The sequence below is a fragment of the Paenibacillus sp. Marseille-Q4541 genome, assembly GCF_018310695.1.
Lineage (GTDB): Bacteria > Bacillota > Bacilli > Paenibacillales > Paenibacillaceae > Paenibacillus.
Map to the genome: position 1 here is coordinate 1 of NZ_JAGXCY010000062.1, position 13,959 is coordinate 13,959.

16 protein-coding genes are annotated in these 13,959 nt (G+C 37.9%); all 16 read right to left on the reverse strand.

The features are described 5' to 3' along the window. Window positions 1–647 (reverse strand): TetR/AcrR family transcriptional regulator (locus tag KFT32_RS26430; protein ID WP_211750329.1); only part of this gene is annotated, 647 nt, incomplete at its 3' end. 211 nt (window positions 648–858) lie between these two features. Then, on the reverse strand, window positions 859–1,830 hold the full coding sequence (locus KFT32_RS26435; RefSeq protein ID WP_211750330.1) for an NAD-dependent epimerase/dehydratase family protein: 972 nt from the start codon (window positions 1,828–1,830) through the stop codon (window positions 859–861). Between the two features lie 140 nt (window positions 1,831–1,970). Beyond that, window positions 1,971–2,273, reverse strand: coding sequence for a hypothetical protein (locus KFT32_RS26440; protein ID WP_211750331.1), 303 nt, complete (start codon window positions 2,271–2,273; stop codon window positions 1,971–1,973). Window positions 2,274–2,488: 215 nt separating this feature from the next. Next, complete coding sequence (locus tag KFT32_RS26445) at window positions 2,489–3,247, reverse strand: ABC transporter ATP-binding protein (protein ID WP_349304960.1); 759 nt, start codon at window positions 3,245–3,247, stop codon at window positions 2,489–2,491. Next, window positions 3,244–4,050 (reverse strand): ABC transporter ATP-binding protein, encoded by an 807-nt coding sequence (locus KFT32_RS26450; protein ID WP_349304961.1) that lies wholly within the window; start codon window positions 4,048–4,050, stop codon window positions 3,244–3,246. Before KFT32_RS26450 ends, KFT32_RS26445 begins: the two co-directional genes overlap by 4 nt. A gap of 12 nt (window positions 4,051–4,062) precedes the next feature. Next, a complete protein-coding gene (gene opp1C, locus KFT32_RS26455; protein WP_211750333.1) occupies window positions 4,063–4,899 on the reverse strand; it encodes a nickel/cobalt ABC transporter permease in 837 nt (278 codons plus the stop codon). A 2-nt stretch (window positions 4,900–4,901) separates the two neighbouring features. Continuing rightward, window positions 4,902–5,831, reverse strand: a complete 930-nt coding sequence (opp1B, locus tag KFT32_RS26460) for a nickel/cobalt ABC transporter permease (protein WP_211750334.1) — start codon at window positions 5,829–5,831, stop codon at window positions 4,902–4,904. 65 nt (window positions 5,832–5,896) lie between these two features. Continuing rightward, on the reverse strand, window positions 5,897–7,492 hold the full coding sequence (gene nikA / locus KFT32_RS26465) for a nickel ABC transporter substrate-binding protein (protein WP_481856371.1): 1,596 nt from the start codon (window positions 7,490–7,492) through the stop codon (window positions 5,897–5,899). 48 nt (window positions 7,493–7,540) lie between these two features. Next, the gene (locus KFT32_RS26470; protein ID WP_211750335.1) at window positions 7,541–8,050 is read right to left on the reverse strand and encodes a GNAT family N-acetyltransferase; all 510 of its coding nucleotides are present in this window, start codon (window positions 8,048–8,050) and stop codon (window positions 7,541–7,543) included. Between the two features lie 426 nt (window positions 8,051–8,476). Next, complete coding sequence (locus KFT32_RS26475; protein ID WP_249436161.1) at window positions 8,477–9,004, reverse strand: TlpA family protein disulfide reductase; 528 nt, start codon at window positions 9,002–9,004, stop codon at window positions 8,477–8,479. Between the two features lie 9 nt (window positions 9,005–9,013). Further along, window positions 9,014–9,724: a heme ABC exporter ATP-binding protein CcmA gene (gene ccmA / locus KFT32_RS26480; RefSeq protein ID WP_211750336.1), complete on the reverse strand. Its 711-nt coding sequence runs from the start codon at window positions 9,722–9,724 to the stop codon at window positions 9,014–9,016. Beyond that, window positions 9,717–10,538, reverse strand: a complete 822-nt coding sequence (locus KFT32_RS26485) for an ABC transporter permease (protein WP_211750337.1) — start codon at window positions 10,536–10,538, stop codon at window positions 9,717–9,719. The genes ccmA and KFT32_RS26485 overlap by 8 nt, the downstream gene beginning before the upstream one ends. Before the next feature lie 19 nt (window positions 10,539–10,557). Continuing rightward, entirely contained in the window at window positions 10,558–11,115 is a 558-nt protein-coding gene (locus KFT32_RS26490) for a nitrous oxide reductase accessory protein NosL (protein ID WP_211750338.1), read from the reverse strand. Then, window positions 11,112–12,500, reverse strand: a complete 1,389-nt coding sequence (locus KFT32_RS26495) for a right-handed parallel beta-helix repeat-containing protein (RefSeq protein WP_211750339.1) — start codon at window positions 12,498–12,500, stop codon at window positions 11,112–11,114. The genes KFT32_RS26490 and KFT32_RS26495 overlap by 4 nt, the downstream gene beginning before the upstream one ends. Before the next feature lie 477 nt (window positions 12,501–12,977). Beyond that, window positions 12,978–13,550 (reverse strand): LOG family protein, encoded by a 573-nt coding sequence (locus tag KFT32_RS26500; RefSeq protein WP_211750343.1) that lies wholly within the window; start codon window positions 13,548–13,550, stop codon window positions 12,978–12,980. Window positions 13,551–13,579: 29 nt separating this feature from the next. Continuing rightward, window positions 13,580–13,900 (reverse strand): MazG nucleotide pyrophosphohydrolase domain-containing protein, encoded by a 321-nt coding sequence (locus tag KFT32_RS26505; RefSeq protein WP_211750344.1) that lies wholly within the window; start codon window positions 13,898–13,900, stop codon window positions 13,580–13,582. Window positions 13,901–13,959 lie beyond the last annotated feature (59 nt).

Genomic DNA, 13,959 nt, shown 5'->3' on the forward strand with positions numbered 1-13,959 from the left:
GCCTCTTTATTACAATCTTTAAATACTATATTATGGTTTGAATTGAAGAAAGTGAATGTTTGCAAATCAAAAATATGTTCATTTTTTTGATGCATCGTTCTTAGTATTATTTCAATATAAGTCAAAATTTTGGGGACGATTTCATGCCAATTAGGTTTCTCTGTATTAAAGCTTCTCCAAGTATTGGCAATTTGGTGCAGCATCCCATAACATAGGATCGCGCCCTCGTTAGCATACATACTAATTTCTGCTCCATAAACCTGAATGAATCGTTCCGATAACCACTTTAACTGAAGGTAAGCTAGATTAGATGAATTGATCTCACCCGAATAAAAGCCAGACCAGTATAACTCCCACACACGTTCTTTATTAGGTAAAGTCATTGGGACCGCAATCTGATCCACTAGCAAATCGAAGTCGGAAGCATAATCGTTGTTTTCAAGTTCTTTTCTAATGACGATGTCTTCTTGCATTCGCTGTTCTAAAATGGCGTAGAAACAATCGTCTTTCGAGTTGAAAAATTTATAAAAGGTTCCTTTTGAAACGCCAGATTGGTCTAAAATCATCTGTATCGTTGTATTTGCAAACCCATGTTCAATAAATTGTGCAAGTGCAGTTTCTAATAATGCTTGTTTACGACTACTCATATTTTATCCTCACTCCGAATTTTGCTCTAATTTTAACACTCTTCCATAAATTGTTGAAGTGTGTGCTTTACTTCCTGTCACACCCCACTTACGTACAAGTTTCAAAATCGATAGTGAGTATTTTCTGTTAATTTATACCGAACGATAGATATGTAAGCAAAAAAGACTCACATTCGTAAATACGGAATGAGAGTCTTTTTTTACATTCGAACTATTCTTGAACACATTTGCGGAGTGTCTCCTCAATTGATTTGCGGATATCATATTCATTATACTTCAGAATTGGCATAGTATCTGCTGGATCTAGATAAGCATCTCGGTTCTGAATCTCTGCCATCATGCTCATGTGAACACCTTGCTCTTTACCCGCTTCAGCGTTTTTTTCATCTATCCGCTCCATAGCTGGCTTCAACTGCTCTAGTGGGACAACTTTTACTCTACTATCTTTTTGTCCCAGTGCATTCATTACCATTTGGTGAAACTCGCTATGCTTCATGTTCAGACCACAAATGGAATACTTGCCACAATGTTCACCGTGCTCCATCGCCCCAATAGTCGCTTCTGCAACCTGCTGCGCAGTGACCATTGCTGTACCTCCTCCAAGTACTGGAACAACTTTCTGATCTTTCAATTTAGTTACAAACATGTTCCACAGCGGTATTCGACCTGGCATCACACCAAAAATGTAAGGTAATCGAATACTCATTACATCCATCCCTTCCTGACCTTCCATACATGCTATTTCCTCCTGTAGCATTCGAGAGCGGGGATAAGCATTATGTTTTAAAGGAATATCGGACCACTCTTCCGCAAAATGTGCAAAGTACGAGCTCAGTAATACAAACTTTTTCACACCTGCTTGTTTAGCTAATCTGGCGATACGCTGAGTAGGAAGTACGTTTGCCTCATAGAAAAATTTCACCGCAGGAGCCTCAGGCAATGTCCGTTCATCCGCACCGGCAGCATATATAAATCCGTCGACGCCCTTTAGCATTTCCTGAATGTCTTCATCTGACATGTCATTGATATCTCCTACTCGGTACTCCACTTCACGAGGCAAAAGATCCTCTGTTGGCATAGAATGACGCGATATAGTTGATACTTTATATCCCCGTTTCAATAATTCTTTAACAGTAAAGTAACCTAGAAATCCAGTCCCACCTAATACGAATACATTTTTCATGAAGTCCATCTCCCATGCAGTTTAGTTGAGGATGATCCAAATCAGGACTAATTTCCCCTCCTGTCCTTTACCCAATTTGGTACTTGCTACAACAACGTGAACACTTCCCTATCTCGTATTCCACAGAGGATGGTTAAATTTTATATCACTGTTATAAATGATTGATCTCGAACTACCACTGTCTCAGGTTTAAAACAAACCAATACGTTTCTATTATCTAAATTTTGAAATCTTGTATCCCATAGCGTTTTATTTGGTCCTAAATAGCGATTAATAGTACATAACACCCTGAAAACCGAACTTTCTTGCTTGTTTTCTCCAAGTGGAACGCATTCCCACGATATTAACTGTAACAAGTCATTCTGTTCAATCCCCTGTAATAGTGACTGTAACTGAGCAGGATTGATTTTTATTTCCTTTTCTGACTTGGAAGTTTTATTCATGTATATCCCCCTGGAATAAAGTAATGACCTCTGTTCTATTTATCCTTTCTATACTTATACGTGATAAGGATCTGGATTCCTTTTTCACCATTCCACAAACCTAGACGTTAGCTCGGTTAACCGGTTCATGAAAAAACAAAAAAACCGTTAATCTTATGTTAAAGATCAACGGTTTAAGATGACTGATATAGTAAACGACTCTTACGCTATACGGATTACGCGTTAAATTGAATAACCGAATGCAGCAGTCTTTGTGCGTACTCATTTTGAACTTCTGAAAGATTGCTGGATGCAACTTGTTCTATGATTTGACCATTCTGTAAAAACATGACCCTATCACACAAATGTGTTACAGCTTGCAGATCGTGAGCAATGAAAAGAATCGTCATATTCATGCTATCTTTAAGATTGTAGATTAACTCCATGATTTGAGACTGTGTAGAAACGTCCAAGGAACTAATAGCTTCATCGAGAACTAATAGTTTAGGATTTGCACTAATCGCTCTAGCGATGCACACCCTTTGTAATTGTCCACCACTTAATTCATGTGGATAACGACTTGCAATCGATAAAGGGAGCCCCACTTTTTCTATTAAAGATTCCACTTTATCTTTAATCCCTTCCTTTTTCCCAAAGGCATGAAGTAGTTCGCCTATTACATCGCTTACTTTGTAGCGCGGATTCGCAGATGAAGTATAATCTTGAAAAACGACGCTCATTTGTCCCTTATTGGCTTTGATCCAATTCGATACCTCTTTACCTTCAATAAGGATGCTACCTTGATCCGCTTTTTCAATACCTAATATTAATCGACTTAGTGTACTTTTTCCGCTGCCGCTTTCTCCAACTAAACCTACACATTCCCCTGCTCGTATAGAAAACGAGACCCCATTAATAACATTCAATTTTTCTTTTTTAAAACGATTCCCCGTTTTTTTATAGCTTATATAAACATTCTTTACTTCAAGCATCATATATGATCCTTTCTCATCGCATCTGAAAAGGACTTCGTTAATTGCACTCTCGTGTGAATTAAAAACCGCGTATACTCATGTTTCGGTCGTAAAAACACTTCTTCCACTTTTCCATATTCCACTTGTTTTCCTTCCTTCATGACAAGTACCGTTTGTGCTAATCTTTGTATAACGCCAAGGTCATGAGAAATAAAAATCACTGAGGTATCTAGTTCACTTCTCAGTCTCTCAAACTCGGTTACAACCTCATTTTGATTTATGGAATCAAGTGCAGTAGTAGGTTCATCTGCAATAATAATATCAGGCTTAACCGCCATCGCTATGGCAATCATACAGCGCTGAAGCATACCGCCTGAAAGTTGATGCGGGTATTTTTTTAGAACTTGCGCAGGCTCTTTGATACGCATCTTCTCCAGCTCAACAATGGATAGTAATTCTGCTTCTTGTTTCGAAATTTCGAGGTTTTCACACAAGCTCTCGATCATTTGACTTCCTATTGTATATAAAGGGTCAAACGCAGACATTGCATCTTGTAGGATCATACATATTCGCTTGCCTCTAATTTTCCGGATCTCTTTGGTTTTCATTTGTACTAAATCTTTGCCATCAAATTGAACAGTGCCTGTTACCTTTAGCCAAGATGGTACTAGTCCTAATATTGCCTTTGAAGTGATTGATTTGCCGCTGCCACTTTCTCCTACAATACCGAGACAATCATTACGTTCTAACGTAAAATTCACATCCTTCACAATGACTTCATTTTTTCGTTCATCTGTAATAGTTAAGTTGATTATTTCTAACACACTCAATTGATGTCACCCCATCTTATTTCCACGCTTCGTGTCGAATGCATCTTGTAAACTATCCCCCACGAAATTAAATGCCGCTACGACTAATAATATCGCAATTCCGGGAGCCAGCATTTGATATGGATGAACAATCATCACATTTTTTGCTTCATTTAGCATCATACCCCACTCAGGTGTGGGAGCTTGTACTCCTAATCCCAAGAAAGAGAGAGCTGAAATGATTAATATGACAGATCCAGAATCAAGAGTAGCTAAAACTGCGATTTCTCCGGCTGCCCCAGGTAAAATATGTGTTCTCACAATATGACCTGTGCTGCAACCTGATACTTTAGCAAACTGAATATAATTTTTGTCTCTGTACTTTATAATAATGGTACGAATCATTCGAGTATACCAAGCCCATTTGGCGATAATGCTTGCTAAAATTATATTAGACAAACCCGGACCCATCACACCCACGATTGCAAGAATCATGACTTCACTCGGGAAAGATAAAAAAATATCACATATTCTCATCATCATTTCATCCACTTTACCACGTGAAATTCCGGCAATCACCCCAAGCAACGTGCCAATGAAAATCGTTACCGCCATTGCTAATAAAGAAGTAAAAACAGTGGTGCGAATACCGTACAGTAATCTTGAGAGAATACAACGGCCGAGCTGATCTGTGCCGAGTGGATACGTCATACTTATTCCTGAAAATTTCTCTTTTATATTCATTTCTATCGGACTATGCGGTGCAATAAGTGGTGCAAACACCCCTGCTATCATCACAATAAATAAAAAACCCATACATACCATAGCAAGACGATCTTTTTTAAATCTGTTTATTACCCCCACCGTTAAGCCTCTTTTCTTATTCTTGGATCTAATAACATAGTAATGATATCTACGAGCAGATTAAAACCTACAAATAACACCGCCATAAGAAGGACATATGCTTGAATAATCGGATAATCATGATTAAATATTGCGGTAATACATAAGCGTCCTACTCCTGGCCACGCAAAAATATTTTCCACAATTACGGTACCTGCGATTAGCTTTGGAATAGACATTCCTAGTGCAGCGATCGAGGATTGAAGAGAGTTTTTAAAAATATGCTGAAGTATCTTTCGTTCTTTTAAACCACGAGCCCTTGCGTAGAGCACATAATTTTCAAGTTTATTCTGTACCATGTTATTACGCAAAAGTCTTACGTAAGTGGAGATATAGGCGAGGGAAAGGGTAACTGCTGGAAGAATTACAGAACCTGGCGACTCCATCCCGCTCGTCGGTAACAAGTTCAACTTTACAGCGAATAACCACATGAGTAGTAATCCAATCCAAAAACTAGGGATCGCCTCAGATAGAAATACAATACCTCTTATGAGTCGATCGATTATCGTCCCCTCGTAAACGGTACACAGTACAGCCGCTGTAATGCTAACGACAAGTATGATCAAGAGCGACACCAATGCTAAATGAAGAGTTGCTGGAATCGCTAGTTTCATTTCGTTACTAACCGGCTTGTTCGTAATATAACTGTTACCAAAATCACCATGCAAACTATTTGTAAACCAACCTATATATCTTTCTATAAATGACTTATCTAGGCCAAGTTCAGTACGCATTTCTGCTACTGCCCCTGCTGTCGGCGTTACTTCATTGACACGAAGTGCTACTTCTGCTGGATCACTTGGGCTAAGATTGATCAAGATAAAAGATAAAAACGATATGCCTACTAGGATTGGTATCATGCTCAGCAATCTTTTTATAATGTAATTTCCCATCTATTGATTCTCCCTGAATAATGGAAAAGACAGATCTTTAAATCTGCCTCCTCCACCTTTAATTATTATTCTTCGAAATACATCTTTTCGAATGGTATCTCATATTGGGAAACATTAAATGTTACACCTTTTAACTCGGGAACATGGACCGCTTTTGTACGTGAATAAGTAAGCGGAATATACACACCTTCATCATGTATATAAGTGAGAATCTCAGTGTACATCTCCTTACGCTTCTCCTCATTCGACTCAATCATCACAGCAGTAATCGTATCATCTAACCATTCTTTTTTATCCAGACCGATCTGTGCTTGATAATCACCATGTGCTGGGATTCTCCAAGAAGACAGGTAAGACTGAGGGTCATATGGTGTCCCCCACGATAAGGAGTACATCAGATCAAATTCACCTGACTTTTGTCGATCTAAAAATGCTTGTTTTTCTTCGCCAATTATTTTTAAATCTACCCCTATATTTTTCAAATCATTTTGGATGAATTCACTAATTGTTTTTTCTTGCGCATTATCCGAGTTATAGTAGATGGAAAGCTCTAACTTTTTCCCATCCTTATATCGATAATCGGCTTTACCTATTGTCCAACCTGCTTCGTCTAAAAGTTTGTTCGCTTGATCTGGGTCATACTTTCTCACTGCTAAATTCACATCACTATAAGGAACCGTTGGTGAAAGTAATGTATCTGCAACAGATTCAGACCCATTTAAAATCTCATCTGCGATGGAATCTTTATCAATTGCGTATTGGAACGCCTCACGAACTTTTTCATCACCTGTGATTGGCTTATTCGAGTTTAATAGAATTGCTCTCGAAGCAATTGGCTTACTTATTTCTGTCTCATACTCACCTTGTTCTTCTAATGCTTTGAATGAGTCAATATCAATCATATCTCCGTCAGCCCCAAAGATCAGATCAACTTCTCCTTTTTGAAGTGCAAGTAGAATCGTTTGTGGGTCTGGCATAACCTTCCACTTAATGGAGTTCACTTTTGGTTTTGCTCCCCAATAGTTTTGATTAGCGGTAAATACAGCATATTGTCCTTCTTTATGTTCAGATAAAATATAAGGCCCAGTTCCTGCATAACTGCTAACCCCATCTTTCGTCTTTCCACCTATAAAAGATTTAGGGGAAATGAAACGGAAGGGACGAGTAAGTCCTAATTCTGTTAGTGCTGGATAGTATGGATGCTTTAATACAAGTTTATATGTATATTCATCAACTACCACGTTCTCTTTGATCTCGTTCACCATATCAAGCCAAGCATGACGCTCCTTATTATCTAAGACCGCATCCATATTTAACTTGACAGCCTCTGCATTGAAAGGTTCTCCATCCGTAAAAGTAACATCTTTTCTTAAATGAAAAGTATATTCTAATCCGTCTTCTGAAATCTCCCAATTCTCAGCTAACGCAGGTTTTACACCCTCGTCGGTATTTATAACAAGCGATTCAAACACCATGTTTTGGGCAGACATTTCTCCACTATATAAGTGAGGGTTTATGTCTCTTATGTCTTTTGTACTCGCATATACGATTTCATCACGTGTACCTTGTTCTTTTGCTGATCCACTACCTCCCTGACAGCCAGTTACGAAAATCATTAGTAAGCAGATAGATAAGATCATATTCCTTTGAATTTTTTTCACTTCGTGTGCTCCCTCTTCGCAGTTAATTTAATACCATATATCTGTGTATCATAGTTGCATGTCCATATGCAAGGTTTTCCATATCGGATCGTCCTCAGCTAACCTTTCTTCAAAGCCCTTCGACTTCCAAAATGGGATCGCACCCGGAAGAAACGGATGGGTATGCAAATAGAGTTTTTCATATGCAGCTTCTCTACAAAAACGTAAAGCTTGATTAAATAATATAGACCCTAATCCTAACCGCCTATATTGAGGATCAATATAGCACTTTACGATTTCTGCCGTTCTACTATGATGATAGAACTCCTGTAACTGATCAAATCTTCCATCATATTGATAAATCCCGATAGTTCCTACCACGGTTCCATCCTCAATAATAGCAGCGAAAATCGCTGAACTTTCCTGCCTGGTATAGTATTCATTAAAATGGAGCAGGTCTTGTGGAAGTTCATCCTGGGATAACATAGGAAAGATTTCTTTACGTATCTTCATCATAAACTCTATGACCTGACTACTCTCCTCTTCTTGAACCTTTCGTATTGTATGTAGCTGATGCATTTTATCTAACTCACTTCCCTTATCCTAAATATGTCTATTGATTAATATTATTTGTCATAAGGCTAAAATTCAAGTTTATAGAGTCATGAGTTGCCTTGGAAAACAAAAGTATATTGTTGTTAGTAGCCTACTCTGGCGCTGTGCTTGCAGACTATCACTATGAAAATTATAAGCTGATTGATGAAAAATTAATGACCTGGGGAATTACACTTCATAAAGGATTAGAATATGGTCTGTCTAATCAAATCATTGGGCTCATTGTATGTAATGGTATTGCAGTATTGTGTTTACGGAGTTTCTGATATGGTGGAAACGTCAAGCCTAATGGTACGATCGGAGGTCTGAAACATACCAAAGCGGTAAACATCATTAAAAGAATAAAAAATAATACCCCCTAGATTTAGAATCTAGGGGGTTACTGCTGTGTCAAGATTCCAATAAAGCTGAATCCGAAAGCTCCCCTGTAATGACTTGATCAAGGTTTCCTTCCTTGTTAATAATGACAGTAGAAGGTAAACCGCTGATACGATATCGTTTTGATAGAGTTCCGGTGGCATCTATAATTACTGGAAAATCAAAATGATGAAGAGTTAAGAACTCGTTTATAGTTCCTTTAGACTCTCCAACATTAATAAATAAGACTTCGATATGATCGTCTCTTGATTGATAGAAGTCATAAATGATCGGCATTTCTCTAACGCAAGGTTCACACCAAGAAGCCCAAAAGTTCATAATCACTTTTTTCCCTTGATAATCGGATAACTTTACTTCATGACCTTTCATATTTTTCACGTCAAAATTAGGAGCGGTCATTCCAACTTTAAACTTCCCCTCAAGGGAACGTGCTTTATTGATTTCCGCTGTTTCCATGACAGCCCAAAATATAGCAACAACTCCTAAAAAAATGATCATTATCGTAACAGAATTACGTACTCGATTACTGGGATATTTCAATTTACGACCTCATTTCATTCCAAGGCTATGATGAAATGCAGCGGAAAGTGAGCCATATTGTTCCCTGAAATGAGATACAGGACCCTCTCCTACATGTTTTCCTTTGTTTAAAAAAATGACTCGATCCGCTATTTCTTCTGCTATATCAAGTTGGTGAGTTGAGAAGATGACTGTCTGTCCGTCTTTTTTCATCTCTAACAATATCTGAGCAAACTCCTTCATCCAATAAGGATCTAACCCATTTGTAGGTTCATCCATAATTAATAGTTCAGGTTTTCCTAAAATCGCTTGAGCAAATAAAATACGTTGACGCATCCCTTTAGAAAACGTATTTACTTTTTTATTCTTTTTCTCTTCCAAACCAACCAGGGCTAGAACCTCATTAATTCGATTGTTCGGCACTCGTCGCAAGGATGCCCAAAATGACAGGTTCTCATATGCCGTAAGTCCCTGTTGAAATTGATAATCATCAGGCATGTATCCTAACTGCCTAGCATACTCCATTTCATTCATTTTCTTATTTATATGGTTTACAGTAACTTCTCCGGAAGTCGGCTGGGAAACCCCAGTGATTAATCGCAAAACAGTACTCTTACCTGCTCCATTACCGCCACAAAGCGCAAGAACATGGCCTGATGAAAGAGTAAAAGAGAGATTTTCTACAATACACTGTTTTTTTATATACTTAGTTAACTGAGATACTTTCAATAATTCATCCATGGGATCTACCTCTTTCCCAAATCCAGTATACTATCGCAATAGAAAAGGTGATCCAAATCAAGACAATGGAAACGAATATCCCTGTCCCGCTTGGTTGCTGAATCCACTGAACCCAATTGTAATACTCGGGTCCTAACACTGCTCCGCCTCCCAGCTTAATGACCACAAATAACCGGATGAGTTCGGCCGGATTTAGTATGGTCAACGTTATAAGAACAGGTTTTACCCACAAATATGGTAGCAACCCTAAAAAGGCAATAAGCAAAGTCTGCCAACCGATAACAGTAAAAAACCATATTGAAACAGAAATCGTGAGTGCCTGCCAGCGATTTTTAGATAATGATCCTACTATTAACGCTAGAGATAAGAAAAGCAGAATTAAACCCGCAGAAAAAATAATAAAAAGAAAGAACGTTTTGAAAGCTATACTATTGTCAGTCAAACCACTAATGACACCCATCAATCCATACCCAAATGCGACGATGGTTAGTAATACCGCTGAGATACCGACATACTTTCCTAAGATAAAGGAAAGGGTACTTATCGGATATGTTGAAAGTAGTTTCCAGCTCCCGTCTTCTTTTTCCCCTGTTAACGAAAATGAACCTATAAAAAGCGTCATGAGAGGTAAAAGATATAAGACAAGGGTTAACATAGAACCGGTGACCCCCGAATAGCCTTCTACGATGTTCTGAGAATGAATCAACATTAAACTTAAACTAAAAATAGTGAAGAGAGTAAGAAATGAGTAGGACCAAGGGTTACGGAATCCCATTTTTATCTCTCTTCTTGCTATTTGAACCATGTTTCTCATGACCACTGCTCCTGTTCTTTCATTCGTTGTGATCTGAGTCCTCGTTCATATCATGATTTTGCACGGAGTCATCTGTCATCTCGTGACTGTGTCCTTCATCTGACATATCCATATTCATCATCTCTTCATTCTGAAGCCACTCATGATTTGCTAAATCTGCTGCGGTCAGAATTGTTCCAATGCCTTGTTCCTCAATAAAAGTATCTGCTGATTTCTTATCCTTAAAGCTAACAATCCCATAAGCCATCGGTGTGCGGATCGACTTTTCATAGACATAAAAGGCTTTATCGAATTCAATCCATTCTTTGTCGTTATAATCTCGCACATAATCCATTCCGATATTCTCAGTGCCGTTTTGTTTTTTCCATTCATTCATACAACCAATATCATCAAATTTATAGTTTTTACCGTCTTTTGTCGTTAACTGAGTAGCAAAAGCGTCATCCTTAACCTGCATATTGCATATTACACAAATATCAACTTCTTCGTTAATTGCTACAGCCTCATACTTATTACTTCCACAAGCCGTTAAAATAATTATAATGATTGTTATTAGACCCATTTTCCAGTTTTTCATGAACGTCTTACCCCCAAATATAAAATAGTATAAATAGCACTGACGAACAGCAATATACCTGTAATGAAAACAAATCCACTTTTTGCGTTAGATTCACTAGTTTTGATGAAAGCTTGATTATTAATGTGCATTGAAGGTGACTCATCCCTTGACCATGTATTTTTGTCCTGTGTAAACATGTCACTTAGAAAGGACAAACCAGGGGATTGAAAAAACAATTGGTAGGATGAATTACGTTGCACTAAATTTTGATAAAAAGGATTGATATGATACGAGACGTCACTATGCCCATCCCCTTCTACGTCAATACCTTGAAAAGAATCCCAGTAATTGTACTGCATTTTGTTATTCATACTTTCCATTGCAACTGCTTCAATAACGTTTGATATGAAATCATTAAATTCAATCACATTGTCTTTACTACTAAGTGATTGAATACCTACGAAATTTTTGTTAACCGCATTTTTGTTTATTTGGTTATTAGATGAATTTTGAATGTAGATTCCAACTCTATTTCCTTCTAATGTATTGTTCTCAATCAACGAGTCTTGTACATCAAACAATAACATGCCTTGGGCATTCACGTTCCCATCCTGTTTTCGAAAGGTATTCCCTGATATGGTAGAGTTTTTAACCCCCATCACCATAGCACCTGTGACATTGTTTTCCCCCACATTGTTTAAGACAGAAGAACGATTAACGTACATGCAGTGAATTGCATATCGTACTTTCCCAATCTGATTAGATTCAACATTGGCATATTGGCTATTCTCGATGTAAATAGCATCCATTACATAAGAAATCTGATTATTCTGAATCTCATTATGATTGGATTGGTAGAGATCAATTCCGTTACCTTTATTTACGTTTTCTAGCGACTCCACTTGAGCTCCTCTAATGATATTATTCTGAATGAGATTATAATGAGCATCGCGAAGCATGATGCCATACCCTTCTGTGTGAATGGTTAAGCCCTTTAAGATAACGTAGTCTGCTTTTACAAGAACTCCAGCTTCCCTACCCTGATATGTATGGCTGATCGATAAGTTTTTTAATGCAGCATTATTTGCGGAAATCTCTATAGCAGGTTTGTTTTTTGTATTGATGACATTTACTTTTCCTTTCCCTACAATGGTAATTTTTTTGTCTACAATGATAGGGCCAGCATAATCTCCTTCAGGGAGAAAGAGAACAGAGCCTTCACTCGCCTCATCAATAAGGGGCTGCAGTGGAGTAGCGGAGTTCTGGTCAGCAGAACTAGAAGCAGCAGCAATGGATGGATCAAGGTCATAAATTGTAATGCACAAAATAATCAGAATGAGCGTACCAAGAAGAAAAGCTTTACTCTGTTTAACATTTATTAATTGTAAGCACTCCTTTTTCATAAATCTGTATACACCCAGCTCATGACTCCTCCTGAATTTATTACAAAGTGATCAGGTATGGTGCCAACCATACTATTATTCATTTCATTCCTCCCCCTTCAATTTATGACAAGCTAAATTCACAATTCATAGTTTACAGAAAAGGGGTGGTTTACCATATAGCTCACTATGGCTATTCAATCAACCTAATTGTGACAAAATTCAAAGTAATTGTCTGACTTGGGAAGTTGGAATAAAAGAAATTTAGAACGCTTTCCCTTTTTTAGCGTAGAGCAATAGTAAAGGCATCTCGTAAGTTCAATTTGAACTTACGAGATGCCGCCTTGAATATTTCATAAGAATTGAATATCTTCCATTACTACATTGATCCTAAAGCCAATCGCTGCTGAATTCCCGTGAGAATTAGCCCTACTGATACACTAAGAAAAATAAAGAGAAGCTGGCTATACTATTCGCCAGCTTCTCTTTATTAAAAGATTATTTAGACACCCATTTGTCCTCATAATGATGTGAATAGTTAAGAAGAGATTGTAACAGATCATCTATCGTCGTCTCATGGATGATTAAATCGGAGTAGGCTTCCTTCATAAAGCCTTCTGTGATGGTATGCTGTAACATCGTAACTAATGGATCGTAGAATGAGTTCACATTCAAAAGACTACAAGGTTTTTGATGATATCCAAGTTGTGCCCATGTAAATACTTCAAACCATTCTTCTAGTGTCCCGGCACCACCGGGTAATGCTATAAAAGCGTCTGCTAAATCGGCCATCTTCGCTTTACGCTCATGCATAGTCGTAACAACGTGGATCTCGGTTAAGCCCGTATGTGCGATTTCAACATTTTTAAGTTTCTCTGGTATTACACCAATTACTTTCCCTCCCGCATGAAGACATGAATCTGCAACTGCCCCCATACATCCTACCTTCGATCCACCATATACCAAAGTAATCCCTTCATTAGCCAAACGTTCCCCTAGAAGTCTTGCTGTCTCCATGTAGACAGGATCATGACCGGTACTCGAACCACAAAATACGGCGATACTTTGAATTTTCACAATACATTGCCTCCTTATGTAATTTACTCTTCCGCATATCGTTTAGATAGCTTCTCTTTATGAGCATATAAAATATCTTTAAAATTAATTTCATATTTGTTGGCGATTATGATTAAATTACCTAGGACATCCCCAAGTTCTTCCGTCAGCTCATTTTTTCTATCTTCATATGAAACTTCGTTTTCATCTGGACGATCTCTTCCAATCTCAAGGGCTCGGATCGCTCTTGCCACTTCTCCGGTTTCTTCAGACAAAAATCCAATTCGAATAAAAATGTTCAAATCGGACCAACCACGGTTGTGATAATATTCTTTAATCCATTTTTGAAACTCTTCGATTTCCATCTCACCATCCCTTTCTATATATAGTGCATAAAAAAACAACACAACTATATATAGTATGC